The sequence below is a fragment of the Acidovorax sp. FG27 genome (assembly GCF_040365715.1).
Classification (GTDB): Bacteria; Pseudomonadota; Gammaproteobacteria; order Burkholderiales; family Burkholderiaceae_C; genus Paracidovorax.
In genome coordinates this window covers 348,179-371,610 of record NZ_BAABVY010000009.1, presented here as the reverse complement: position 1 = coordinate 371,610, position 23,432 = coordinate 348,179, and the positions used below count along the sequence as shown (strand labels likewise).

The window sequence follows — 23,432 nt, the reverse complement described above, 5'->3', positions numbered from 1 at the left end:
ACTTGCGCCCGCCGTGCTGGGCTGGTCGAGTTGGGACGCAAGAAGGCTGGCGCGGTGCGGATTCTTTCTGGCTGGTGGCCCAAGAGGGGCAGCCGGGACTTGCAGACGCGAGACCTCTTCGAGGAGCTGGCCCATGGCTGACGTCCTGTTCCGCGCGACGTGGCACAACCCCCAGCAGGGTGCTGCCAACTGCAAAGGCGCGTTCTTGCCCTGGGCCGGCGAGCAGTTGAAGGCGGGGCGGCGCCTGGTGGTGGAGGCCCGGCTGTACGAGGACGACAAGACGGACAAGCAGCGCAAGTACCTGCACGGCGTGGTGCTCAGGTCGATCGCTGCGCAGGCCCGGCTGAACGGGCAGGCGTTCCCTCTCGCGGTCTGGAAGGAGCACTGCCGACGCGAATTCCTGGGCCACAAGACCGTCACTACGGTCAACCCGCTGACGGGCCGCGAGTCGCGTCGCCGACAGAGAATCAGCACCGAAGACCTGGGAGTGCGCCGCTACAGCGACTACATCGACAGGGTGTGCGCCTGGGCGGCGGCCGAATTGGGCGTCACCTTCCCGATGACGTTTGAGCAGTGGGCGGCGCTGCCCATCGATCCGGAAACCGGCGAGGTTCTCGGGAGTGTCTGCGCCAAATAGGCGTCCCATCCAGGCCAAGCAGCGCAAAAGAAAAAGCCCGCAGCTGCGGGCTTTTTCTACGGTGTGCGAATCCTCAGTTCTGACGCTTAGCTCGGCCGAGGCCGAACATCGCAAGCAGCATGGAGAGGACGATCAGGCCCCACTGCGAGAGGGTAGGAACCGATGCGGGCTGGGCAGCCACGGCGGCGACGTTAACCGTCACCGAAGCGCTCGCGCACGTCGGAGAGGGGTTCTGGGCGGAGGCCACCGTGCAGATGTTGTAGGTGAAGGTGTCGGTGCCCGTATAGCCGGCAGTTGGGGTGTATCGCGCCGTGCCATCCGGGTTGAACACCACCGATCCATGCTGCGCGGTCACATCGCCTTGGGTTGGCGTGCCCAACGGCGCAGTCGTCGTGTTGGAAGACGAGTCATTCGCCAAAAGGTTGATAGTCAGCGGCTGGCCTGGCGGGGTTGAGCCTGAGTCATTTGCTGCGGTCACAGCCGGGACCGTCGTTGTCGAACATGGCACGTTACTCTGAACGACGCCGGTCTGGTCTGGCTGCAGCGAAATGTCGTCCAGGAACAGGTCGTTTCCTGAAACTACGGGCGAATTGTTCTTCACATTCACTGCGTACTGCGCAACAGCGCAGTTGCTGGTGTGAAACGTCCAGCTCAGGTGCGTCCACTGGCCTGCTTGAGTGCCGGCGTCTGGAGTCGTTGTGTTTGGCGAAAGGCTCAGTTGACGCGTGTCGTCTGCTTCACGAATCTCAAACGAGAGGTTGGTCGGCCCCGCGACGATGTAACGCCAAGCCACCATTGTGTAGGTCGTATTCGGCTGCAGAGTGGCAATCCGACGGTACAGCGCGTTGGTGGTGTTCCCCGCATTCACGACCAAAACGGACCCGCCAGGAGCGCCAGCGCCGGTGTGGTCGCGCAAGGTATTTGCAGGCCCAGTGTTGCCGTTTGCCCACCAACTACCGCCGCCGGTCGGAATGATCTGTGACGGATCAATCACAGCGTAATAACCATCATCCACCTGTCTTTCGACCGTGGACCCCTGAGGGTCGGCGAACCGGTAGTAGCTGACGGCGCCGGACGCTGCGAACTGCGGTACGTATTGAGACCGTTGACGCGTCTGGCTGCTGCCAAAGGTTTCCACAAATGGGTTTGCGTAGCTGGTGGTTGCGATGGCAGCCAGGAGCGTCGCAAGTGCCGCTCGCTTGGAAAGGATGACCGAGAGCATTGATCTGGTAGGAGTGATAGCGGATTGCTAATAAATGTTAACAATCTTTTCCTCGATCGCGATTGCTTCGATGTCGCTTCAGCGCATAAATCCTTAGGGAGAGCCAAGCGCAACCACCGATAGCGCAAAGCCGTAGTCAAAAACCTACACAAGCCTGCCGAAAAAAAATTATGTTGCTGCGGCAACATCCATTTGAAGGGCTGAAGTGAACGAGCAGATTGGCCGGTACAAGAGCTGGCGCCACGAGCTGCTGGCAGTCGAGGCGCAGCTTGCCTAGCACAAGCGGGCCTATCTGGTGGACCGGGTGCATTGCCCGGCTGGCCTCCGGGCATCACTGGAGGCTCGCCGCGCGGGGCTTCGTCTCCAGATCTACGAACTGCGGCCGGAGATCGTTCGCCTGCACGAAGAGGCCAAGAAAGAAAAGCGGCAGCACATGCTGCATCGCTTGATCGATCTGTGCGCCGCTGCAGGCTAGGGCGCGCTGGTCGCCCGGGCGCGTGACGAATCGCGCCAGGCGGTGGGTGCGATGGGCATGGGTGAAGCATTTCGCGTCGAGGTCTGATCCAGCTGTGAGCACCATGAACGAGCCGATGGCATGGGTGGCCGACCACCTGGGCGCGCGCCAGGGGCCTGAGAAGAGGCGCCATGCCAACCCGCGGCCGGCGGGCGTGATCCGGCCGGGCAGCGGGACGGACGTGCTCTTGCGCTTCCTGCAACGGAGCCCGGGGCGCTGGTTCTTCCATGCGGAGCTGGTGCTGGCGCTGGGGCGGTCGAAGGGGGAGGTGGACTGGGCGCTGATATACCTTGCGCGCTCCGGGTTGATCTTTGCTGAAGAGATCGACTTACCAAGGAGACGGGCGGTTCACAGATACCTCTGTGCCACCAGTAAGCACTGACAGGCGTCTCAAAGATGTCTATGGAACCGCCAACGACCTGTCATTCGGACATTATGGTGACGTTGGGATAGCGTGCCAGATATGGCATTATGGGCTGAAATACTGAGTCAGCTTGGTCCCCGAAGACTGCTCCGCAAGTGGTACTGTTTGTCGAAGCAGTGGTGCCGACATAAATACCTAAAGCTGGCTTCCCTTCGTTTACAACTGGGCCGCCCGAGTCTCCAGGCGCACCGCAAAAGGTTGCACGAGCCAAATTCGTTTTATGAGGGCCGACAAAGTACTCCCAGTCAAGAAATGTCATGGTGCCACAGCGCCAGCCGCTTGTATATGCAAACGTACATACCTTTTCATTGGCGGCAAGTCCGCGTGGAGGCTTTACGCTGGCGACAGTTGAGAGGCCAGTGAAAATCTTTTTGTGCAAGGTGTACACGAAATTAGTATTGCCAAATATGGCGGCATCCATTTTGTCGAGCCATCCATCCGCAAAAAAGTCGCTTATGTAGGCGCCCTTCGTAAAGTTATCCCCAAAATATGCTTTATTCCAAGCTTGTTGTAATGCATGCAGTGCCCTGCTGTAATAGTGCCTGGATAAACCACATCGACAATAACGTTGAACCCCGCAGTGCAGGGAGCGTTTGCTGAAGTGCTGTCGTTGGAGGCGACGATGGGTGAGCCTCCAAATAGAGAGCCCATCAGATTAATTGGTCCGCCTTTTTCAAGTGCTAGTGCTTCTAATGGAATTCCCGTCAACTTTAACCAGGATGTTATAAATTGTGATTTTCTTCTCTGGCTGAAATCAAGAGCTTGTTAGCTTTTTCGTCGATGCCGATGCCGAATATTAGTTGGTTGGCCGTATTCTCACTGTGTTCGAAATCTTTGAAAATTTGCTCGCGAAGCGACTTCAGCTGCTTCAAGCTAAATTTGACAGCAATAAAGCTTAACTTTCCTTCAAGTTTCACGTTGCGAATTGGATTGTCTTGACCCGCAAAGGCAAAAACTTGCTGAGCTTTCAAATTTGCGTCGTACTCGATCCAGCCGCCAGCAAATGACTCAATGTTGAGAGCCTCGATCTTTGCTCTGTTTCTGACGAAGCCATCTATCTCGCTCGTATTTTCTTTGTTCACATACTCTTCCAGTCCGGCGGCGCGGAGGGCCTTCTTTTCACTGGTATGGTAGGTTGCAGATCCGCTCTTGGTGTGAAACGGGCCTTCTTGAGCAATAGATTGACCTGAGAGTGCAGCCAGTAGGGCGCTCACAGCAAGGAATGCTTTAAAAAAATTCATTTCGGTCCAATCTTTAGTTGTGGTGATAGATGACGGATCAGCGTCGGGTTACGCGATAACTCCCTCGCTAAAACGTGTACACATAATGACGCAGATAAGAGTCAGATTCCTACAAAAATACATCAGGATGCAAAAACAAAAATCTAAATCAGCACTGGTCAATAGATAGTTCTTGACCTGTGACTGACATTTCGCCGTGCCAAGCGTGGCAGCGTGGCTTCATGAAACAAGCAAGGACAGCAGAGAAGCCCGCAGCCGACTGGGAACGGATCGCGCTGGACTACCGGGCCGGCATCAAGCCCCTGCGCCAGATTGCCGAAGAGCACGGCATCACGCACGGCGCCATCAACAAGCGGGCGAAGCGCGACGGCTGGGAGCGCGACCTGTCCGAGAAGATCCACGCCAAGGCGGACGCGCTGGTATCCAAGGCGGCGGTATCCAGCGAGGTATCCACGGATACCAGAATCCGGGAGCAGGCCGTGGTGGATGCCAACGCGCATGCAGTGGCCGACGTGCGGCTGGCGCACCGCCGCGACATCCACCGCGCACGGCGACTGACCAATTCTCTGCTGGATGAGTTGAAGAAGCAGACCGATCCCGACACGCTGGTGCTGCTGAGCCAGCTTGGCGAACTGCTGGAGAACCCAGACGAGAGAACCGGACGCGACCGCCTGAACGAGCTGTACTACGCGGTCATCAGCCTGCCCGAGCGGTCGAAGACCATGAAGGTGCTGGCCGAGAGCCTGCAGAAGCTGGTGGACATGGAGCGGCTGGCGTTCGGCATGGACGACAAGAGCGCAGCACCAGCTGATGCCTTCTCCAAGATGCTGCAGGCGATCGCCGGCGGCGGGTCGTCCGCATTCCAGCCTGTGGCGCGCGATCCCGAGCACGGCGAGGACTGACAGTGGCTCAGCGCAAGAGCATCCCGCACGACTTCGTGCCGGCGATCGATGCTGACATGGCGGCGTGCCTGGCCGATCCACAGTGGCGCCTCTTCAGCGGGGCGCTCTACAAGATCATGGTCAAGGGCGACGGCGACGAGGAGGCGGCGGTGCTGCCGTTCAAGCCCAACCGGGCCCAGCGGCGGTTCATCCTGCGGCTCTGGCACCACAACCTGATCCTGAAGGCCCGCCAGCTCGGGTTCACCAGGTTGATCGCCGTCATGTGGCTGGATCACGCGCTGTTCAATGCGGACCAGCGCTGCGGCATCGTGGCGCAGGACAGGGAAGCGGCCGAAACCATCTTCCGCGACAAGGTGAAGTTCGCGTATCAGAACCTGCCCGAGGTGCTGCGCGAGCGCTTCCCGCTGGCGCGCGACAGTGCGAGCGAGCTGCTCTTCGGCCACAACAACAGCAGCGTGCGCGTGGCCACGTCGCTCCGCGGCGGCACCATCTACCGGCTGCACGTCTCCGAGTTCGGGAAGATCTGCGCGAAGTTTCCGGACAAGGCGCAGGAAGTGGTCACCGGCTCCATCCCGGCGGTGCCTACGACCGGCATCCTCGTGATCGAGTCCACTGCAGAGGGGCGCGATGGCGCGTTCTTCGCGATGACCCAGCGCAGCCAAGCGCAGCACCAGTCGAAGGCCGAGCTGACGCCCAAGGACTACCGATTCCACTTCTATGCCTGGTGGCAGGAGCCCAAGTACCGGCTGCCGTGGGGGCAGTGGAGCTGCTGGACCGGGACCACGACTACTTCGATGAGATCGAAGGCGCGATGTCCTGCGTGATCGATGACGAGCAGCGCACCTGGTACTTGTCGACACGCGAGGCGGACTTCAGCGGCGCCGAGGAGAAGATGTGGCAGGAATACCCCTCCACGCCGGCCGAGGCCTTCCAGATCAGCACCGAAGGTCATTACTACTCGCAGAACATGGCCGAGGTGCGCAAGCGGGGCGGCATCCGCACCGTTCCCGTGGCGGACGAGCCGGTGCACACCTTCTGGGACATCGGCAACAGCGACGGCACGGCCATCTGGTTCATGCAGACCATCGCCGGCGAGGACCGCTTCATCGACTACTTCGAGGCGCACGGCGAGGACCTGCGCGAGTACGCCCGCCAGCTGCGCGCCAAGGGCTATCTCTACGGCACCCACTTCCTTCCGCACGATGCCGACCATCAGCGGCTGAACGACCGCGGCAACCGGTCCACCAAAGAGATGCTGGAGGAGCTGCTGCCCAATGACGACTTCGAGGTGCTGCCGCGCATCGAGGAACTTCAACCGCAAAGGGCGCAACACGTCGGTCGCGGGCAGCTACTACGCTTTCCTGAGTGCAGCCATCCAGGGAAACAAGCGCATGCTGGAGACGCTGACAGGGCCGGCTGGGCGCAAGATCATGATGGGCGGCGTCGCACTGGGACTGCTGTCCGGTATGGCGGGCGCACTCATCATGGGAGGCGGCGGAGCGGACGACGAGTGGAAGAAGATTCCGGACTTCGTGAAGGAGCGCAGCATCATCATCCCGCTGAGCCGGCAGGACTACGTGGCCATCCCCATGCCGCTGGGGTTCCACGTCTTCCCCAACATTGGCCGCAAGCTGGTGGAGTTCGCCATGCACGACGATCCGACTAAGAACCGGGCCGGGCACCTGGCCGACATGGCGCTGATCGCCCTGAACGCGTACAACCCGCTGGGCGGGGCCGACAACATCATGCAGATGCTGACGCCCACGCCGTTCGACCCCGTGGTGGCGCTGATGGAGAACAAAGACTGGACGGGCAAGCCGATCTATAAGGAGCAGCGCAGCGCGCTAGACCCGAAGCCTGGACACACGATGGGCAAGGATTCGGTGACGCCTGTCGCCCGGGGGATCGCCTACTACGTCAATCTGGCCACGGGCGGAAACGAATGGCGTCCGGGCCGGGTGGACCTGAATCCTGACGCCATCGAGTACCTTTTTGGTCAGCTCACAGGCGGCGTCGGGCGCGAGGCGACCAAGGCCGCCAACATGGCAACCTCCCTGGCAACAGGCGAGGAGCTGGCGCCGCACCAGATCACCCTGGCGGGGCGGTTCTACGGCAACACGCGCGGCGTCAACGGGCAGAGCACCGCCTACTACGAGAACCTGAAGCGGATGAACACGAGTATGGCGGAAGCCAAGGGCCGGGTGCAACAGGGAGAGGATGCTGAAGCGGTTCTGCTGGATGTGCCACTGGCGAAGGTGGACGGCCCGGCCAATGTGCTGGACAAGCGGGTGTCCGACCTGGTGAAGATGCGCCGGCAGATCCAGAAGGGAGACAGCCTCGACAAGCGGGCGCTGGTGAAGGAGGTCAATGCTCAGATCGAGCAGAGCATGTATCTACTAAACCAGGCGGTGGAAGACGCTCTGTCAGCGCATCAGCGGTACTAAAGGACCCACCGATTACGAGGCGCATGCTGGCGGTGGCGGCCAACATGGTGCTAGCGGCGTGGCGGGTGCGTACTGGCTGGGCACCAGCTTAAGCAGCCAGCGCAAGAGCGACCCGCGTGTGGCGGGAGTGTGAGCCGTCAAGGCGAAGCCAGCGCGTTGGCCGCAGGAACTAAGATGACGTCTAGCCTGAAAACTTCCGGTCAATCGCGCCGCACCGGTCAAGGAACATCTCGATCTCCGTCGACTTGTCGAAGACGCCATCCGCACTCAACTCGAAGCACCGTCTGCGCATGTCGGCGGTTGCGTAATTGCTGAGGACGAAAGCCTTCTGGTAAGGCTCTCTTGGCCTGATTTTTTTGAGAACGTCTAGCCCTGTTCCAGAAGCGAGGAAGAGGTCGATCACGATCAACTCCCATTGCCCGTGCCACTCCGTGAGGGCCTGCTCAGCGTCAACTGGATTAGTGGCCCAGGCCACAACCTCGGTGTTGGCTAGCTCGGCGAGGGTCTGGATTAAGCTGTCACGAATTACTTGGCTGTCCTCCACGAGAATTGCTCTAATTGGCGCTGGAGCACCCCTCGAGCTGGTGAGTGTGGAGGATGTCTGCATCCAAAGCATTTGGCCTGACCCACCCAGTTTTCTTGTAGGTCACAGCGCCGAGGCGCAAAACAGTTGTATTAAGCTCACTGGGCAACTGACTCAGATTCGATGGAAATGACTCAACCAAGCATCCCGGCGATAGCGCAAGCGATCAGCCAAAATACAGACGCTGTAGACCAGATTAAAGCTGCGTCGGACGGACTTGACGTCGTGCACGCCGTACTCACCACCCACGTCGCTGAGCCTCAGGCACATCCTGATGTTCTGGCAGCTGTAGAGCGCACTGATGAGATCAGCCAGCAGTTGGCTGAAACGGCTGACGCACTCGAGCGCGCTACCGACCTGCTTCGAGCGGCCGATGCGAGCAATACGAAGCCCGCATAGCAGCAGCCGAGCAGCAGGGTCCGCTGCCAGTGCAATCACACTTCCCGGTTGCTGCGTAGCTGACAGTGCCGGCGAGAATTTTTTTGCAGCCCTAAAAAGCCCGCAAAGAAAAAGGCCCGCTAAGAGGCGGGTCCCGGCATATCGTGCGATCAGCCCCGTCGCCGGTTCACTGCGACGCCGAAGCCCGCCACCATAAGCGACATCAAGAACAGTCCCCACTGAGAGAGCGTAGGAACGCTTACGGGCGTGGGCGCAGCTGCCACCGCGAAGCTGCCTTGAACCCGTGGAGCGGCAGGGAACGACCCATCACCAGCCTGATCAGCATTGATGGTGCAAGTGCCGGTATTCAGCAGCGTGACTACCCCGGCGGTCGTGACAGTGCAAACGGTGGGCGTAGCGGAAGTAAACGATACAGGAAGCCCAGAGCTAGCGGTGGCTGTGACTGTTGGCCTAGCGCCCAGAGTCTGCGTCGCAGGCGCGTTGAAAGTGATGGTCTGCGGCGGGGCTGATCCGATCACCAGCGTGTAACTGTCACTGGTTGGCCCGGATCCCCATGTGTACGTGTACGTACCGAGTGTCATGCCTAGCGAGGTCAGTGTCTGCCCACTCCAGCGAGCTGAGTTCTGGAGAGGTGTGCCTGAGACGTAGCCGTCAGGGAGCCGGATTGAGCTATTCACGCCGACGATGCCGACGAAATCGCCTGTGACCGAACTGGTGGAGGTTCGAACTCCCGAACCGAAGGTCGCAGGACCACTTATCCCTTGCCATTGCGTGGAAGTGGTAGTGCCAATAGCGATGCGGCCGACATTGGGCTGGACATCGGGAATGTAGGTGCCAGTGTTCCCGAAAAGCGTGATCCCAGCTGTATTGATCGGGCCGCTGCCTTGGGCGATGACGTCGGGGCCGCTTTGGTACACGTAAAGCGTGTGGGCGGCGTGAGCGGCAGCAGCGCTGGCGAGAAGGGTAGCAAACGCTATGCAACGCGCAAAGCCTCGTTGAGGGAACCGATGATGCATAGCGTTCTATAGCCGTCGTGATGGGGGTGCGGCAGTGTAGTTCTGTTTGCGCAGGCGCAGGAAAGGGCAAGCCCTGCTCATCTCAGCAGAGCGCATCACTGGGTGACCTTCCCCGCGGCGATGGCGGAGATCAGGCGGCGCGAAGGGTATGAGGGGCAGCCGCTGGCAGCGCTCGAGGCGTGCCGGGCTCCCATCAACCCGAGCCAGCCGGCCGCTTCTGACCGACCCGGCCTCCACATCGCTTCCCATCACGGCAACGGTTGCCGCCGCAAGCCACGGCACCGCCTTAACGGATGGTCTCAGTTCTTGCCCGCTCCATGCAGCCGGTACTCGTCAAGCGGAGAGCTGGTTCCGTCGTGCGCGATCATTTCCCCGACGCTGGCCGCACTGACTTCGATCGGCACGTCCATGAACGGACTGCCGCGCGGAACGGACTTTCCGGTGATGGCTACACCGAGCGCATCGCGGGCTTCGTCCAGCACCTTCAGCTGCTCGGGGCTCAGCACGAACTTCTGCGGGTATGCATTGGCGTGAGCCTTCCAGTGCGCCTGGAGTGCCTGGACGAGATGTTCGTAAATGTGGTGACGCATGCCCGTATTGTCCGGCGACGTGAACCGTGAGTGCGGATTGGGCCAACGCAGCGCGAGGCTGTTCTCCAGGGGGCGCCGACTGCACCGCGCGTGCGCCAGTGCTGGCGCCGGGGTGGATGGCTGCTGCTGTGCGGCACGGGTGGCAGGACAGCTCGAAAAGTGTTTCCAGACGGCTGGTGGTTGGTTGGCACAGATTGGCCGTGACCCGCCTGGAAAGGGGGCTCTGCTCACACCGAATTCACACCGAAGGGCCGCAACCCGCGCCAATCCTAGATTGCCCGCGGGTTCAATTCCCGCCAGCTCCACCACTCAAGACACCGCCACACTCTGGTTTCAGGGTGTGGCGGTTTTTCTTTGCCTTGTCGTTGCGCCCGGGGCTCGATGCGGGCTACGAACTGCGTGCTGCCGTCGGTGGCGCCGTCGGCATGCCCCGGTGCTCCACAGTGGCGCCGACTGAAAAGGCCGGACGTGGTCTCGGCGCTCCAACCGCCCCGATGCCGTTTGCCAGTCGGTTGACTCCGTTCGCCCCGGGGCCTGCAAGTCATCTGCACCGGCGTCGACCCTTCGGCAAGCTGAGGGCAGGCCAGGCTCAGTCCGAACGGGCTTTTCTCAACGCGCCTGCACTGGTTCCGGTGCCGGCTTACTGCGGGCCGAGCTTGTCGATCAGCGCCTTCAGCTCTTCCATCTCCGATGGCTTCAGATTGGAGAGGGGCGCGCGAACCGGGCCGGCGTCGTGGCCGACGATCTTGGCGCCGGCCTTGATGATGCTGACGCCGTAGCCTTCCACGCGATTGCGGATGTCGAGGTAGGGCATGAAGAACTCGCGCAGCAGGCGGTGCTGCGTGGTCAGGTCATCGGCGGCCACTGCCTTGTAGAACTCCATGGCGGTCTTCGGGATGAAATTGAAGACGGCGGACGAATACACCGGCGTGCCCAGCGCCTTGTAGGCGGCCGCGTAGACCTCGGCCGTGGGCAGGCCGCCCAGGTAGGAGAAGCGGTCGCCCATCTTCATGAAGATCGAGGACATGGTTTCGATGTTGCCGACGCCGTCCTTGAAGCCGATCAGGTTGGGGCAGCGGTCGGCCAGGATCGCCAGCGAGTTGGGCGTGAGCTTGGTGCGGTCGCGGTTGTAGACGATGACGCCGAACTTCACGCTGTTGCACACCTGGGCGACATGCTCGATCAGGCCTTCCTGGCCCGCCTCGGTCAGGTAGTGGGGCAGTAGCAGGATGCCGTGCGCGCCCAGGCGTTCAGCCTCCTGCGCGTGGGCGATGGCGGTGCGGGTGGGGCCGCCGGCGCCGGCGATGATCGGCACCTTGCCGCGGCAGGTGTCCACCGCCGTCTTCACGACCTGGCTGTATTCCTCACCCGCGAGCGAGAAGTATTCTCCCGTGCCGCCTGCAGCGAACAGCGCGCTGGCGCCGTAGGGGGCCAGCCACTCAAGGCGGGCGGCATACGACTTCGCGTTGAATTCGCCCTGGGCGTCGAAGTCGGTGACGGGGAAGGACAGCAGGCCGGAGCCCATGATGGTCTTGAGTTCTTGAGGTTGCATGGCTGCGCTCTGGAGTGGTTGAAGGAAAAAGATGGGCGTGGGTGGATGCCAGTCAGTGAACGCGTTCGCCTGGAGCTTGTCGAGGGGCTCTCATGTCCCGCGCCTCGGTTTCGACGGGTTTAGCCGAAGCGGTCTTTGCGGCATGGATTGATATGGGTGGCGCGGGTGGGCAAAAAGAGGCGAAGAGGAGCGGCGCGCAGGTCGTGAAGCTCTCCGCCCTGGCCGCTCCCCCCTCGGCATGGAGTCGTCTCAATCGAGCCGGATGTTGGCGGCCTGCACCACTGCGGCCCAGCGGGCGCGTTCCTTGGCAAAGAACTGGTCTTGTTCGGCGGGCGTCATCGTGACGACCTCGGCGCCCTGGCCCGCGAGGCGGGAGCGGATGTCGGCCGAGCGGATCACGGTGATGAGGGCCTTGTTCAGTTGCTGCACCACCGCATCCGGCGTGCCCTTGGGCACCAGAATGCCTTGCCAGGTGCCCGAATCGAAGCCGGTGACGCCTTGTTCGGCGATCGTCGGCACATCGCCGATCAGCGGCATGCGGGTGGCTTTCGACACGCCCAGCACCTTCAGCTTGCCGCTCTGCACGTGGGGCAGGGTGGCCAGCATGCCGTTCATCAGGATCTGCGTCTGGCCGGCGACGGTGTCCTGGATGGCGGTCACACCGCCCTTGTAGGGCACATACTGCCACTTCGCGCCGCTGGCGCGTTCCAGCGCCACGCCGGCCAGATGCGGGGCGCTGCCCGTGGCCGTGACGGCGAAGTTCAGATCCTCCGTCTTGGACAGGGCGATCAATTCCTTCAGATTGTTGGCCTTCACCGACGGATGCACCACCAGCAGGTGCGGGGAATAGGCCAGCATGGTCACGCCGCGCAGGTCCGTCGAGGGGTTGAACTGCAGCTTGGTGTAGACCGAGGGGCTGATCGCCAGCGCGCCGACGTCGCACAGCAGCACGCTGTAGCCATCCGCGGGCGCCTTGGCCACGAAGTCTGCGCCCAGGTTGCCATTGGCGCCCGGCTTGTTCTCCACGATCACCGGCTGCTTGAGCAGCTCCGACAGCGGCTGGCTGATGGAGCGCGCGATGATGTCCGAGCTGCCTCCCGGTGGGTACGGAACGATCAGGCGGATGGGCTTGGCAGGCCAGGCCGCGGGTTGCGCGAGAGCGGTAGTGGTGGCGGACAGGAGGGCGGCCACGCCGAGCAGGGCCGAACGGCGGTTGAAAGTCATTCGATGTCTCCAAACTTAGGTTGTAGGTCATCATACAACCAAAAATTTGGGCGACGCAATAGGCTGTCATGGCAGACGGCCAGCGATGGAATGGGTGCACGCCGCTGGGAGCCGACTGGTCATCGCTCGAGAAATGCTATGTAATTGATAGCATCAAAACCTTATGCCGCTTGCGCAAGAGGCACTTTTGAGTACATAGGAAGGGGTTGGAAAGCCGACGTCAGCGCGGAAAGCGGGCGCTATCCCAGCGCGGCGGTGCGACTGCCCACATCGGCCTCGCCTGCACAGGCGGCCAGGCACTGACGCATGAGGTGCCGACACGCCTTCGCTTGTAGCAGGCCCGTAATCGACGCTCCGGGAATGGCCATCGCTGACCGGGGCCCGGGGTCAGGTGCGCGGCGCCGTGCGGGTTCCAACGTGCGACCCGTTGCGGGCGGACCTTGCCGCAGCCGGCTCGTTCCCCCTTCGCGTCTCGCGGGGTCAGCCTGCCTTGGCCGCCTGCTGCGCCAAGCGCAGTCGCTCGCGGCTGTTGGTCAGGTGAATGCGCATGGCCGCGCGGGCGGACTCGGGGTCTTGCCGCGCGATGGCCATGAAGATCTCCTCGTGCTCGCGGTTGACGCGGTGCAGGTAGGCGTCCTCGGGCGGGGCGTTGCGGATCGCCGCGATCCGGGTGCGCGGAATCAGCGTCGTGCCCAGGTGGTTCATGATGTCGGCGAAGTAGGGGTTTCCGGTCGCCTGCGCGATCTGCAGGTGAAAGCGGAAGTCGTGCGTCACCGCATCCCCGCCCTCGGCCATGCTGCGGGCGAAGTCGTCCAGCGCGCTGCGCATGGCCTGCAGGTGTTCCTCGGTGCGGCGCTGGGCCGCCAGCCCCGCGGACTCGGTCTCCAGGCTGATGCGCAACTCCAGCACCGCCAGCACGTCGACCGACGCGGCCAGCTCCGACGGATCGAGCCGGAACACACCGCCCGCCCGGGGCGGCAGCACGAAGGTGCCGATGCCGTGGCGGGTTTCGACCAAGCCAGCGGCCTGCAGCTTGGAAAGCGCCTCGCGCACCACCGTGCGGCTCACGTCGTGCACCCGCATCAGCTCCGATTCGGTAGGCAGCTTGTCGCCCGGGCTCAACACCCGGTCGCGCACCTGCGCGCAGAAGTGGTCGACCAGCACGTTGGCCAACCCCCTTACACGCCGGGCGGGCAGGGGCGCAGACGCCAGGGCGACAGCGTCTGAAGCGTATGCGGGTAATCCCTTTGGCAGCGTGCTCATCGTCTGATGATAATCCCCCTCACGTTGTACGACAACATATAACAGAACGCCGAATCCGTGCCATGAATTCCACCTCCCGTGTTCACCGCCTCCTGCTGACCGGCGCTGCCGGCGGCCTCGGTGCCGTCCTGCGCGAGCGCCTGGGCGCTTTCGCGGACATCGTCCGCCTCTCCGACATCGCGCCCATCCAGCCCGCAGCGGGGGCGGGCGCCGGCACCGAAGAAATCGTCCCTTGCGACCTCGCCGACAAGGCGGCGGTCGACGCGCTCGTGCAGGGCTGCGACGCCATCGTGCACCTGGGCGGCGTGTCGGTGGAGCGGCCTTTCGAGGAGATCCTGGAGGCGAACATCAAGGGCGTCTTCCACATCTACGAAGCCGCCCGGCGGCATGGCGTGCGCCGGGTGGTGTTTGCCAGCTCCAACCACGTCATCGGCTTCTACCGCCAGACCGAGCGCATCGATGCGAACGCCCGCCGCCGGCCCGACGGCTACTACGGACTGTCCAAGTCGTTCGGTGAAGACATGGCCAGCTTCTACTTCGACCGCTACGGCATCGAAACCGTCAGCCTGCGCATCGGCTCGTCGTTCCCGGAGCCGAAGGACCGCCGCATGATGAGCACCTGGCTCAGCTACGACGACCTGACGCAACTGGTCGGCAAGGCGCTGTTCACGCCCCACGTCGGGCACACCGTCGTGTTCGGTGCCTCAGGCAACCGCGACCTGTGGTGGGACAACCATGCGGCCGCGCATCTGGGCTACCAGCCCCAGGACAGCTCCGAGCGCTTCCGCGCCCAGGTCGAGGCCCGCCCCGCACCCGCGGCCGACGACCCGGCCGCCGTCTACCAGGGCGGCGCATTCACCGCCCAGGGCCCATTCGAAGGCTGAAGCGAGCATGCCGCCCCTCGCCGCCGCCCCCGACGCGGAACTGGTGCTGGACGCGCGTTGCGCCACGGGCGAAAGCCCCGTCTGGCGGGCGCAGGCCCAGGCACTCTACTGGACCGACATTCCCGCCCGCGTTTTGCACCGCTGGTCCCTGGACCGCGATGCCACGCAGTCCTCCCCGCGCCGGGAGGCCGGGCCCGACGCGGCCGGCCCCGATGCGCGCCGGGGCGTTCACCGCCGCTGGCGCACGCCCGAAATGGTGGCCTGCATGGCCGCGGCCGAGGGCGGCTCTGCCGACCGCTGGATCGCCGGGCTGGAAACCGGTGTCTTCCTGCTGGACCTGCCCGAAGCGGGCGCCACCGACGACCTGCCGGTGACGGCCCGGCGACTGGCCGCAGCGCCCCATGCCCGTGACGGCATGCGCTTCAACGACGGCCGCTGCGACCGCCAGGGCCGCTTCATCGCCGGCACCATGCTGCAGGACATGGGCGCGGCCGCCCGCGTGGGCCGCGTCTACCGCTGGGGCCCCGAGGAAGCCGCGAGCGGCCGGCTGACCGACCTGGCGCTGGGCGAACTCATCGTGCCCAACGGCATCGCCTTCAGCCCCGACGGCCGCACCATGTACCTGTCGGACTCGCATCCGCAGGTGCAGGCCATCTGGGCGTTCGACTACGACACCGACACCGGAACGCCGCACCGCCAGCGCCTCTTCGCCGACATGGCGCCGCTGCCCGGCCGGCCCGACGGCGCGGCGGTGGACGTGGGCGGCGGCTACTGGATCTGCGGCAACGACGCCGGCCTGGTGCACCGCTTCACCCCGGACGGCCGGCTCGACCGATCGCTGGCCGTGCCGGTGAAGAAGCCCGCGATGTGCGCCTTCGGCGGCGCATCGATGGACACGCTCTACGTCACGTCCATCCGCCCCGGCGGCATCGACCTGTCCGACCAACCGCTCGCAGGCGGCGTGTTCGCTCTGCGGCCGGGCGTGCAGGGCATGCCGGAGCCCGCGTTCCGGTTCGCGGGCTGAGCCGCGGCGCACCCGTCCACCCGCCATCGTTTTTCGCAGCCGCGCGGAACCCCCTTCCTCGTACCGCACGGACCGACGCACTCCCATTCCTTCCAACGACTCCACAAGAGCAGAGGCAAACACCATGAAGCCATCGACTTTCAAGGCCACCCTGGCGGCCATCGCCGCGAGCCTGTGCGCGTTCGGCGCCGGCGCCACCGAGTTCCGCTCGGCCGACATCCACCCCGACGACTACCCCACGGTCACCGCGGTGAAGTTCATGGGCGAACGGCTCAAGGCGCTTTCCGGCGGCAAGCATTCCATCAAGGTGTTCAACAACAGCGCCCTGGGCAACGAGAAGGACACGATCGAGCAGGCCAAGATCGGCGCGCTGCAGATGGTGCGCGTGAACATCGCGCCCATGAACAACATCTGCGCCGAAACCCAGGTGCCGACCATGCCGTTCCTGTTCCGCTCGGTCGATCACCTGCACAAGGTGCTGGACGGCCCCATCGGCGAAGAGATCCTGAAGAGCTGCGAGAAGCAGGGCTTCGTCGGCCTGGCGTTCTACGACAGCGGCGCCCGTTCCATATTCACGGCCAAGAAGCCGGTGCGCAGCTTCGCCGACATGAAGGGACTGAAGGTGCGCGTGCAGCAGTCCGACCTGTGGGTGAGCATGATCGAGGCAATGGGCGCCAACGCCACGCCCATGCCCATGGGCGAGGTCTACACCGGGCTGAAGACCGGCCTCATCGACGCGGCCGAGAACAACTACCCCACCTACGAGAGCGCCCGCGCCTTCGAGGTCGCCAAGTACTACACCAAGACCGAGCATTCGATGGCGCCCGAGATGCTGCTCTTTTCCAAGCGCGCCTGGGACCGCCTCTCGCCAGAGGAGCAGGGCTGGATCCGCCAGGCCGCCAAGGAGTCGGTGCCCTACATGCGCAAGCAATGGGCCGAGCGCGAAGTGAAGTCGCTGGCCACGGTGAAGGCCGGCGGCGCAGAGATCATCGAGATCGACAAGGCCCCGTTCCAGGCCGCGATGAAGCCGGTGTACGACAAGTTCATCACCGACGCCAAGTTGAAGGACCTGGTCAAGCGGGTGCAGGACACGAAGTGATGTCGCGGCAGCCCGGTGGCGCGTCTTGCGCAGACGCGTCGCCAGGTTGATTGCTCCTGAGTTCATAGCTACAGGCGCTTGATACACGGGCGCTGGTGGCCTATTTCACCTAAAAAAACTATGTACACAAGACTGTGCCGCGCCCTGGCGCGTGCGTGCATGTGGCTGGGCATCATCGGCCTGGTCGCCGTCATCTGCGCGGTGAGCTGGCAGGTGTTCGGCCGCTACGTGCTGAACAACACGCCGACCTGGGCGGAAAGCCTCGCCCTGCTGCTGGTGCTCTACGTCACCATGTTCGGCGTGGCGGTGGGCGTGCGGGACGCCGGCCACATCGGGCTGGAGTCGTTCCTGGTGCTGGCGCCGGACTGGCTGCGGCTGAAGATGGAATACCTCATCCATGCGCTGATCCTCGTCTTCGGCGCCGTCATGGCCTGGAGCTGCGCCTCGCTCGCCGAGTCGGTGTGGAGCTACCGCCTGCCCACGCTGTGGATCTCCGAGGGCTGGAAATACGTGCCGGCGGCGATCGCCGGCGTTCTCATCGTGATGTTCTCCATCGAACACATCATCGCGCTGGCGCAAGGCCGCGAGGTCGAGCCCGCCTGGGGCTGAAGCGAGACAAGCCATGACCATTCCACTCTTGATCCTGAGCCTGTCCTTCACGGTCTTCCTGCTGCTGGGCGTGCCGGTGGCGTTTTCCATCGGGCTGTCGGCCCTGGCCACGCTGCTCTACGAAGGCCTGCCGCTCGAGGTCGGCTTCCAGCAGATGACCTCCGGCATGGGCATCTTCTCGTTCCTTGCGATCCCGTTCTTCATCTTCGCCGGCGAGCTCATGCTCTACGGCGGCATCGCCGACCGCATCGTCAACTTCGCGCGGGCGCTGATCGGCCACGTGCGCGGCGGGCTGGGCATGTCCAACGTGGTGGCCTGCACGCTGTTCGGCGGCGTCTCCGGCTCGCCGGTGGCGGACGTGTCGGCCATGGGCGCGGTGATGATCCCGATGATGAAGAAGGAGGGCTACCACGCCGACTACGCCGTCAACGTGACCACGCACGCGGCGCTGGTCGGCGCGCTCATGCCCACCAGCCACAACCTCATCATCTACGCGCTGGCGGCGGGCGGCAAAGTGTCCATCGCGGCACTGATCCTGGCGGCCCTGGTGCCTGCCCTGGTGCTCACCGTCAGCAACCTGGCGGCGGCCTACCTGGTGGCGGTCAAGCGCGGCTACCCGAAAGGCACCTTTCCCGGCTGGCACATCGTGGCCCGCTCGTTCGCGGCGGCGCTGCCGGGGCTTTTCATCGTGGTGCTGATCCTGGGGGGCATTCTCTCGGGCATCTTCACCGCGACCGAGTCCGCCGCCGTGGCCGTGCTGTATGCGCTGGGCCTGACGATCTTCCTCTACCGCACGCTCAAGTGGGAGCACTTCATCAAGGCGGCGTCGAAGGCGGTGCGCACCACCGGCGTGATCCTGCTGCTGATCGGCATCTCCAGCACCTTCGGCTACCTCATCAGCCTCTACGGCGTGGCCGAGCTGACGGGCAAGATGCTGGCGGAGGTGACGACCACGCCGTGGATGATCTTCCTGCTCATCAACATCATCCTGTTCGTGCTGGGCACCTTCCTGGACATGGCGGCCACCATTCTGCTGTGCACGCCCATCTTCCTGCCGATCGCACAGGAATACGGCATGACGGCGGTGCAGTTCGGCATCGTGATGCTGGTCAACTGCGCGCTGGGGCTGAACACGCCGCCGGTGGGCACCACGCAATTCGTGGGGTGCGCCATCGGCGGGGTGTCGGTGGGCACGGTGATGCGCACGATCTGGCCCTTCTACGGCGCGCTGATCTTCGCGCTGGCGCTGGTCACCTTCGTGCCGACTTTTTCGACCTGGCTGCCCAGCCTGTTCATGGTCGTGAAGTGACGTTCACGCGCTGCGCCAGTAGGCGGTCCAGGCACTGCTGAGCCTGCACGCGTAACGCAGCATCCACCAAGCAAAAGGCCCAGTCTCACTGGGCCTTCTGTTTGGGGGACCGGTGTCCGATCAGGCCGCGGTCGCGTGCACCCTGAGGGAAGAAGCGTCGGTGGCCAGCGCGTTCAGCGAACCGTCGCCGCCCATGCGGAAATACGCGGCCGGGCTGTTGGCCGTCATGATGTACGCGCCCAGACAGCTGGCCGGCAGCGTCATGGTGCCGACGGCTTCGTCTTCTCCGATGTGGAACGTGGCGGCGGGCAACTCCGCTGCCAGCGTGAAGCCGATCAGCAGCACCGTCGCGCGCGTGGCCACGCGGTTGCCGATGATCTCGATGCAACCGACGGCCTGGTTCAACACGTAGTCGCGGTCGGAATAGGTGGCATGGCCGGACAGCGTGATGACGCGCACGCCACGGACCTTGATGACCTCGCCGTCATCCCATGTAGGGGAAAGATCGAGAGGCGTGAATTGCTGTAGCAATCCTTTTTGCTGGCGGGTTCGCAGTGGATAGTTTCCCATGGTGTTCGCATTCGTGAAGCCGATGGCCTGGTCCGCCGTCAGCGCGCCTGAGGGGGATGGCACACGACGGTATTGTGGGAGGCCATGGATGATGATCCGTGGAAAGTCTTGAAAGGACTGCCCCTTTGCAGCCCGTAAGCGAGTCTCGGGCCCAGACACGCGGCGGATAGTAAGAACCGTCTTACATAGAGGTCATCCAATGCCGATGGCTGCTGAATCGGTAAGCAATCGTGTATTTCCTATAACTGGAAGGGCTGCGCCATGGGCGTGAACGCACGCTGTTTGATCTGCATCAAAGGCCTGCCACGCGCGGGCTCGGGCCTGCCGGGGCACTGCCCGGCGCCCGGGGAGCGCAGGCAGGCCGCTCAGGGTAATCCTTGCGCGGCGGCGAGCGGCGCACTCCCTAGAATGGCCCGGAGCGCAATTTGATGGGGCGACATGCCCTGAGGAGCTAGCTGTGCCAGAAGACGACAACCAGGCCGCCGCCGCGGCATCCACCGCACAGCGACTGATCAAGAAGTACCCGAACCGCCGCCTGTACGACACATCGACCTCCACCTACATCACGCTGTCGGAGGTCAAGCAGCTGGTCATGGACGGCGAGCCCGTGGCCGTGCGGGACGCCAAGACCGGCGACGACCTCACGCGCAGCATCCTGCTGCAGATCATCCTCGAGGAAGAGGCCGGCGGGGCGCCCATGTTCACGGAGGCCGTGCTGGCCAACATCATCCGCTTCTACGGCCATGCCATGCAGGGCTTCATGGGCGCCTACCTCGAGAAGAACGTGCAGGCCTTCACCGAAATTCAGGCCCGCATGACCGAGCAGTCCCAGGTCATGACGCCGGAGATGTGGAGCAAGTACATGCACCTGCAGTCGCCCATGCTTAAGGGCATGATGGGCAGCTACGTCGAGCAGTCCCAGGCCGTCTTCACGCAGGTGCAGGAACAGATGCAGAAGCAGACCGAGCAGATGCTGGGCGCCTTCGGCATCAAGCAGCGCTGAAGGTAGGCCCCCCGTGCACCGCCGGGGGCAAGAAACTCAGTCCGGCCGCTCGCCGGGCAACAGCTGCATGCCGGTTCTCTGCACCAGCTCCGCGTAGCTGATCGGCTGACCCACCTGGGCCGTGGGCGCGTTCTGCTGCCAGTGCGCCCAGCGCTTGCCGGTGGCAGGGTCGAACACCAGCTTGAAGAGGTGCGAGGGCACGGCCACGCCTCCCGGGCCGATGCGCTGCGCGCCCGGCGCGAACACGGGGCCCGTGATGACATAGACGTCGCCCCGCGCCCGCATCACGTAGCGCCGGGTGTCCTGCTCGATCTTGGCCCAGGGCCCGCCGTTCTGCTTCGGGTCCTGCGGGACCATGTTGGCCAGGCTGAAGCTCTGCGCCATCGCCTCGGGCGTGCCCATGTCGCCCGCCGGCGCCATGTGGCCGCGGGACCAGCCCGAGCCCTTGTAGTCGGCCAGCTCGGCCCGCTCGCCGCGTGGCAGGCGCGCGTCGGCATAGAACCTGTCCGTGCGCTTCAAGCCATCGCCCGCCTGCAGGGTCTGCCGGTTCAGGCGCTCGGCTACGTAGACGGGGGTGCGCGTGGCCCCGCTGTGCAGCACGGCGAACGCGTCGAAGCACAGCGCGCGCAGCGAGGGGGCCGCCGGCGTCACCGGTGCCAAGCCGCCGGCGAAGTGCTGCGGGCAGGAAGCGAAGGCGTTGGTGGTGGCAGCGGAAGTGGAAGTCGAAGTGGAAGGCGCGGCGGGCGGCCGGGCCTGCGCGGGGCCGGCCCCGGGCGGGGTGCCGCAGCTGGTGGCCTGCAGGGCGACCACGCCGGCAGTGAACACGGCGATGAACAGTCGGCGAAAGCCGTGGGTGGAACGGGGGGCAGGGCGGGCGGTCGATGTGCGGGCCGGTTTTCGTTTGCGCGGTGGAGTCATGCGCTGGCAGTCTAATTGTCAACAACTTTGAAATGCCGGCTCCGATACGCCTTCGGCCGTGAAAACCCCACTTTCATGCCCCGTTCGTGCAGCGCGGAGATCGCAGCAGCCCCTCCAACTACCGCAAGGCGAGCACGCGGTCCGCAGCCAGGGCGCGCTCACCCCCGGCAGGGGTTCCGGACCCCGCGAGTGACGTGGTGTGACGCCGGCATTTACAATCGGGCCCGTTGCGCCTGGGCCTGGATCGGCCCGGCGCGTGAGAGCCGGTCCAGCCCCTCTACGACAAGCACCGATCCCGCTGCGATCCGACCGGCTTCAACCCCCGCCAGGAACCTCCCCCAGCGCGCCCGATTCCACGTCTCGCTGGCGGCAGGACTACAAGCCCTCGCCCAGCACCGTGATGCCCGTCGTCCGGCCGCTGGCCCGTGCTCCGCTGCCCACCTCGCTGCGTAGGGCCGTGCTGCCCTGACGCCATCGGCTGTGCCCGTCGGCCTGGCGGGGCGGCCGGCGCATCCAGCCATAGACAAGACTTTCCTCGATGGACCCGCACATGACCGAAACCGTTCTATCCCCGGCACGCGCGCCGCGCATAGGCATGGTGTCCCTGGGCTGCCCCAAGGCGCTGACCGACTCCGAACTCATCCTCACGCAGCTGAGCGCCGAGGGCTACGAAACCTCCAAGACCTTCCAGGGCGCCGATCTCGTCATCGTCAATACCTGCGGCTTCATCGACGACGCCGTTCGGGAAAGCCTGGACACCATCGGCGAGGCGCTGGCCGAGAACGGCAAGGTGATCGTCACCGGCTGCCTGGGGGCCCGCGCGGGCGAGGGCGGCAGCAACATGGTGCGTGAAATGCACCCCAGCGTGCTGGCCGTCACCGGCCCCCACGCCACGCAGGAAGTGATGGACGCGGTCCACCTCAACCTGCCCAAGCCGCACGACCCGTTCCTCGACCTGGTTCCGGGCGGCTTCGGCGTGGCGGGCGTCAAGCTGACCCCGAAGCACTACGCCTACCTGAAGATCAGCGAGGGCTGCAACCACCGTTGCACGTTCTGCATCATCCCTTCGATGCGCGGCGACCTCGTCTCGCGCCCGGTGGGCGACGTGCTGAACGAGGCGCGCGCCTTGTTCGAAGGCGGCGTGAAGGAGCTGCTGGTGATCAGCCAGGACACGTCGGCCTACGGCGTGGACGTGAAGTACCGCACCGGCTTCTGGGACGGCAAGCCGGTGAAGACGCGCATGCTGGAGCTGGTCGCTGCCCTGGGCGACATCGCCGAGCCCTACGGCGCCTGGGTGCGGCTGCATTACGTCTATCCGTACCCCAGCGTGGACGAAGTCATCCCGTACATGGCGACCGGCAAGGTGCTGCCGTACCTGGACGTGCCGCTGCAGCACAGCCACCCCGACGTGCTCAAGCGCATGAAGCGCCCGGCCAGCGGCGAGCGCAACCTCGAGCGCATCCAGCGCTGGCGCGAAGCCTGCCCGGAGCTGGTGATCCGCAGCACCTTCATCGCCGGCTTTCCGGGCGAAACCGAAGAGGAGTTCCAGCACCTGCTCGACTTCATGCGCGAGGCCCAGATCGACCGCGCCGGCTGCTTTGCCTACAGCGACGTGAACGGCGCCGCCGCCAATGAGCTGCCCGGCATGCTGCCCATGGAGGTACGCGAGGAGCGCCGCGCGCGCTTCATGTCGGTGGCCGAGGAAGTGTCCATCGCCCGCCTGCGGCGCCGCGTGGGCGCGACCATGCAGGTGCTGGTGGACCATGCGCCCGCGCTGGGCCGCAAGGGCGGAACGGGCCGCAGCTATGCCGACGCCCCGGAGATCGACGGCGTGGTGCACCTGCTGCCGCCGGAAAAGATCAGCAAGCAGATGAAGGTGGGCGAGTTCACCCGCGCGCAGATCGTGGGCGTGCAGGGCCACGACCTGGTGGCCCGCCCGGTGTAGAGAAGCCTCCCCGAGCCGCCTGCGGCGCAGTCATACCGGGGTGACGACGCCAGGCCCTGC

General features: G+C 64.3%; 26 protein-coding genes. 13 read left to right on the top strand and 13 right to left on the bottom strand.

Going from position 1 to position 23,432, the window contains the following annotated elements:
* The first annotated feature begins 133 nt into the window (after positions 1-133).
* Positions 134-637 carry a hypothetical protein gene (locus ABWV53_RS08635; RefSeq protein ID WP_353364910.1) on the top strand — a complete coding sequence of 168 codons (504 nt, stop codon included), beginning with the start codon at positions 134-136 and terminating at the stop codon, positions 635-637.
* Positions 638-710: 73 nt separating this feature from the next.
* Here ABWV53_RS08635 and ABWV53_RS08630 read toward each other — a convergent pair whose 3' ends face one another.
* Positions 711-1,859: an IPTL-CTERM sorting domain-containing protein gene (locus ABWV53_RS08630; protein ID WP_353364908.1), complete on the bottom strand. Its 1,149-nt coding sequence runs from the start codon at positions 1,857-1,859 to the stop codon at positions 711-713.
* A gap of 331 nt (positions 1,860-2,190) precedes the next feature.
* The gene (locus tag ABWV53_RS08625) at positions 2,191-2,439 is read right to left on the bottom strand and encodes a hypothetical protein (RefSeq protein WP_353364906.1); all 249 of its coding nucleotides are present in this window, start codon (positions 2,437-2,439) and stop codon (positions 2,191-2,193) included.
* On the opposite strand from ABWV53_RS08625, the gene ABWV53_RS08620 reads away from it, so the two are divergent.
* On the top strand, positions 2,438-2,755 hold the full coding sequence (locus ABWV53_RS08620) for a hypothetical protein (RefSeq protein WP_353364904.1): 318 nt from the start codon (positions 2,438-2,440) through the stop codon (positions 2,753-2,755). The two genes, ABWV53_RS08625 and ABWV53_RS08620, sit on opposite strands and share 2 nt — an antisense overlap.
* A 40-nt stretch (positions 2,756-2,795) precedes the next feature.
* Here the strand turns inward: ABWV53_RS08620 and ABWV53_RS08615 are convergent, their stop codons facing one another.
* Both ABWV53_RS08615 and ABWV53_RS08610 read right to left on the bottom strand, forming a co-directional pair.
* A complete protein-coding gene (locus ABWV53_RS08615; RefSeq protein WP_353364902.1) occupies positions 2,796-3,218 on the bottom strand; it encodes a chymotrypsin family serine protease in 423 nt (140 codons plus the stop codon).
* A gap of 301 nt (positions 3,219-3,519) precedes the next feature.
* Positions 3,520-4,038 carry a hypothetical protein gene (locus ABWV53_RS08610; protein ID WP_353364900.1) on the bottom strand — a complete coding sequence of 173 codons (519 nt, stop codon included), beginning with the start codon at positions 4,036-4,038 and terminating at the stop codon, positions 3,520-3,522.
* Between the two features lie 221 nt (positions 4,039-4,259).
* Between ABWV53_RS08610 and ABWV53_RS08605 the strand changes: the two genes are divergently transcribed.
* Genes ABWV53_RS08605 through ABWV53_RS08590 form a run of 4 tightly spaced genes read left to right on the top strand, consistent with a single transcriptional unit; the run spans position 4,260 to position 7,384 of the window.
* On the top strand, positions 4,260-4,940 hold the full coding sequence (locus tag ABWV53_RS08605) for a hypothetical protein (RefSeq protein ID WP_353366674.1): 681 nt from the start codon (positions 4,260-4,262) through the stop codon (positions 4,938-4,940).
* Between the two features lie 2 nt (positions 4,941-4,942).
* On the top strand, positions 4,943-5,764 hold the full coding sequence (locus ABWV53_RS08600) for a terminase large subunit (protein ID WP_353364898.1): 822 nt from the start codon (positions 4,943-4,945) through the stop codon (positions 5,762-5,764).
* Positions 5,701-6,606, top strand: a complete 906-nt coding sequence (locus tag ABWV53_RS08595) for a hypothetical protein (RefSeq protein WP_353364896.1) — start codon at positions 5,701-5,703, stop codon at positions 6,604-6,606. Before ABWV53_RS08600 ends, ABWV53_RS08595 begins: the two co-directional genes overlap by 64 nt.
* Positions 6,488-7,384 carry an LPD38 domain-containing protein gene (locus ABWV53_RS08590; RefSeq protein ID WP_353366673.1) on the top strand — a complete coding sequence of 299 codons (897 nt, stop codon included), beginning with the start codon at positions 6,488-6,490 and terminating at the stop codon, positions 7,382-7,384. The genes ABWV53_RS08595 and ABWV53_RS08590 overlap by 119 nt, the downstream gene beginning before the upstream one ends.
* Before the next feature lie 181 nt (positions 7,385-7,565).
* On the opposite strand, the gene ABWV53_RS08585 is transcribed toward ABWV53_RS08590, so the two are convergent.
* The 7 genes from ABWV53_RS08585 to ABWV53_RS08555 form a co-directional block, all read right to left on the bottom strand.
* Positions 7,566-7,928: a response regulator transcription factor gene (locus ABWV53_RS08585; protein WP_353364894.1), complete on the bottom strand. Its 363-nt coding sequence runs from the start codon at positions 7,926-7,928 to the stop codon at positions 7,566-7,568.
* A gap of 153 nt (positions 7,929-8,081) precedes the next feature.
* Positions 8,082-8,585 (bottom strand): hypothetical protein, encoded by a 504-nt coding sequence (locus tag ABWV53_RS08580; protein ID WP_353366730.1) that lies wholly within the window; start codon positions 8,583-8,585, stop codon positions 8,082-8,084.
* Entirely contained in the window at positions 8,516-8,947 is a 432-nt protein-coding gene (locus tag ABWV53_RS08575) for an IPTL-CTERM sorting domain-containing protein (protein WP_353366672.1), read from the bottom strand. The genes ABWV53_RS08580 and ABWV53_RS08575 overlap by 70 nt, the downstream gene beginning before the upstream one ends.
* Before the next feature lie 734 nt (positions 8,948-9,681).
* Complete coding sequence (locus ABWV53_RS08570) at positions 9,682-9,972, bottom strand: hypothetical protein (RefSeq protein ID WP_353364892.1); 291 nt, start codon at positions 9,970-9,972, stop codon at positions 9,682-9,684.
* A 640-nt stretch (positions 9,973-10,612) separates the two neighbouring features.
* The gene (gene kdgD, locus ABWV53_RS08565; protein WP_353364890.1) at positions 10,613-11,524 is read right to left on the bottom strand and encodes a 5-dehydro-4-deoxyglucarate dehydratase; all 912 of its coding nucleotides are present in this window, start codon (positions 11,522-11,524) and stop codon (positions 10,613-10,615) included.
* Positions 11,525-11,773: 249 nt separating this feature from the next.
* Positions 11,774-12,748, bottom strand: a complete 975-nt coding sequence (locus ABWV53_RS08560) for a Bug family tripartite tricarboxylate transporter substrate binding protein (RefSeq protein ID WP_353364888.1) — start codon at positions 12,746-12,748, stop codon at positions 11,774-11,776.
* Between the two features lie 480 nt (positions 12,749-13,228).
* Positions 13,229-14,011: a FadR/GntR family transcriptional regulator gene (locus ABWV53_RS08555; RefSeq protein WP_353364886.1), complete on the bottom strand. Its 783-nt coding sequence runs from the start codon at positions 14,009-14,011 to the stop codon at positions 13,229-13,231.
* Between the two features lie 62 nt (positions 14,012-14,073).
* On the opposite strand from ABWV53_RS08555, the gene ABWV53_RS08550 reads away from it, so the two are divergent.
* The 5 genes from ABWV53_RS08550 to ABWV53_RS08530 all read left to right on the top strand — a co-directional run bounded on the left by ABWV53_RS08550 (position 14,074) and on the right by ABWV53_RS08530 (position 18,936).
* Complete coding sequence (locus tag ABWV53_RS08550; RefSeq protein WP_353364884.1) at positions 14,074-14,895, top strand: NAD-dependent epimerase/dehydratase family protein; 822 nt, start codon at positions 14,074-14,076, stop codon at positions 14,893-14,895.
* Positions 14,896-14,902: 7 nt separating this feature from the next.
* A complete protein-coding gene (locus ABWV53_RS08545; RefSeq protein ID WP_353364882.1) occupies positions 14,903-15,919 on the top strand; it encodes an SMP-30/gluconolactonase/LRE family protein in 1,017 nt (338 codons plus the stop codon).
* 124 nt (positions 15,920-16,043) lie between these two features.
* Positions 16,044-17,018 (top strand): TRAP transporter substrate-binding protein, encoded by a 975-nt coding sequence (locus ABWV53_RS08540; RefSeq protein ID WP_353364880.1) that lies wholly within the window; start codon positions 16,044-16,046, stop codon positions 17,016-17,018.
* A gap of 120 nt (positions 17,019-17,138) precedes the next feature.
* Positions 17,139-17,627 carry a TRAP transporter small permease gene (locus ABWV53_RS08535; protein WP_353364878.1) on the top strand — a complete coding sequence of 163 codons (489 nt, stop codon included), beginning with the start codon at positions 17,139-17,141 and terminating at the stop codon, positions 17,625-17,627.
* A 13-nt stretch (positions 17,628-17,640) separates the two neighbouring features.
* On the top strand, positions 17,641-18,936 hold the full coding sequence (locus ABWV53_RS08530) for a TRAP transporter large permease (protein ID WP_353364876.1): 1,296 nt from the start codon (positions 17,641-17,643) through the stop codon (positions 18,934-18,936).
* A 120-nt stretch (positions 18,937-19,056) separates the two neighbouring features.
* On the opposite strand, the gene ABWV53_RS08525 is transcribed toward ABWV53_RS08530, so the two are convergent.
* A complete protein-coding gene (locus tag ABWV53_RS08525; RefSeq protein ID WP_353364874.1) occupies positions 19,057-19,467 on the bottom strand; it encodes a hypothetical protein in 411 nt (136 codons plus the stop codon).
* A 496-nt stretch (positions 19,468-19,963) separates the two neighbouring features.
* Here ABWV53_RS08525 and phaR point away from each other — a divergent pair, with 496 nt between their 5' ends.
* Entirely contained in the window at positions 19,964-20,509 is a 546-nt protein-coding gene (gene phaR, locus ABWV53_RS08520) for a polyhydroxyalkanoate synthesis repressor PhaR (RefSeq protein WP_353364872.1), read from the top strand.
* A gap of 36 nt (positions 20,510-20,545) precedes the next feature.
* Here phaR and ABWV53_RS08515 read toward each other — a convergent pair whose 3' ends face one another.
* Complete coding sequence (locus ABWV53_RS08515; RefSeq protein WP_353364870.1) at positions 20,546-21,427, bottom strand: DNA/RNA non-specific endonuclease; 882 nt, start codon at positions 21,425-21,427, stop codon at positions 20,546-20,548.
* A 550-nt stretch (positions 21,428-21,977) separates the two neighbouring features.
* On the opposite strand from ABWV53_RS08515, the gene rimO reads away from it, so the two are divergent.
* A complete protein-coding gene (rimO, locus tag ABWV53_RS08510; RefSeq protein ID WP_353364868.1) occupies positions 21,978-23,372 on the top strand; it encodes a 30S ribosomal protein S12 methylthiotransferase RimO in 1,395 nt (464 codons plus the stop codon).
* The last annotated feature ends 60 nt before the right edge of the window (positions 23,373-23,432 follow it).

Coding starts and splice junctions, on each gene's coding strand:
- ABWV53_RS08515 (WP_353364870.1), bottom strand. CDS start 21,427: ATGACTCCACCGCGCAAACGAAAACCGGCCCGCACATCGACCGCCCGC.
- ABWV53_RS08630 (WP_353364908.1), bottom strand. CDS start 1,859: ATGCTCTCGGTCATCCTTTCCAAGCGAGCGGCACTTGCGACGCTCCTG.
- ABWV53_RS08625 (WP_353364906.1), bottom strand. CDS start 2,439: ATGGTGCTCACAGCTGGATCAGACCTCGACGCGAAATGCTTCACCCAT.
- ABWV53_RS08530 (WP_353364876.1), top strand. CDS start 17,641: ATGACCATTCCACTCTTGATCCTGAGCCTGTCCTTCACGGTCTTCCTG.
- rimO (WP_353364868.1), top strand. CDS start 21,978: ATGACCGAAACCGTTCTATCCCCGGCACGCGCGCCGCGCATAGGCATG.
- ABWV53_RS08535 (WP_353364878.1), top strand. CDS start 17,139: ATGTACACAAGACTGTGCCGCGCCCTGGCGCGTGCGTGCATGTGGCTG.
- ABWV53_RS08545 (WP_353364882.1), top strand. CDS start 14,903: ATGCCGCCCCTCGCCGCCGCCCCCGACGCGGAACTGGTGCTGGACGCG.
- ABWV53_RS08550 (WP_353364884.1), top strand. CDS start 14,074: ATGAATTCCACCTCCCGTGTTCACCGCCTCCTGCTGACCGGCGCTGCC.
- kdgD (WP_353364890.1), bottom strand. CDS start 11,524: ATGCAACCTCAAGAACTCAAGACCATCATGGGCTCCGGCCTGCTGTCC.
- ABWV53_RS08570 (WP_353364892.1), bottom strand. CDS start 9,972: ATGCGTCACCACATTTACGAACATCTCGTCCAGGCACTCCAGGCGCAC.
- ABWV53_RS08575 (WP_353366672.1), bottom strand. CDS start 8,947: ATGACACTCGGTACGTACACGTACACATGGGGATCCGGGCCAACCAGT.
- ABWV53_RS08555 (WP_353364886.1), bottom strand. CDS start 14,011: ATGAGCACGCTGCCAAAGGGATTACCCGCATACGCTTCAGACGCTGTC.
- ABWV53_RS08615 (WP_353364902.1), bottom strand. CDS start 3,218: ATGGATGCCGCCATATTTGGCAATACTAATTTCGTGTACACCTTGCAC.
- ABWV53_RS08540 (WP_353364880.1), top strand. CDS start 16,044: ATGAAGCCATCGACTTTCAAGGCCACCCTGGCGGCCATCGCCGCGAGC.
- ABWV53_RS08560 (WP_353364888.1), bottom strand. CDS start 12,748: ATGACTTTCAACCGCCGTTCGGCCCTGCTCGGCGTGGCCGCCCTCCTG.
- ABWV53_RS08610 (WP_353364900.1), bottom strand. CDS start 4,038: ATGAATTTTTTTAAAGCATTCCTTGCTGTGAGCGCCCTACTGGCTGCA.
- ABWV53_RS08620 (WP_353364904.1), top strand. CDS start 2,438: ATGAACGAGCCGATGGCATGGGTGGCCGACCACCTGGGCGCGCGCCAG.
- ABWV53_RS08605 (WP_353366674.1), top strand. CDS start 4,260: ATGAAACAAGCAAGGACAGCAGAGAAGCCCGCAGCCGACTGGGAACGG.
- ABWV53_RS08635 (WP_353364910.1), top strand. CDS start 134: ATGGCTGACGTCCTGTTCCGCGCGACGTGGCACAACCCCCAGCAGGGT.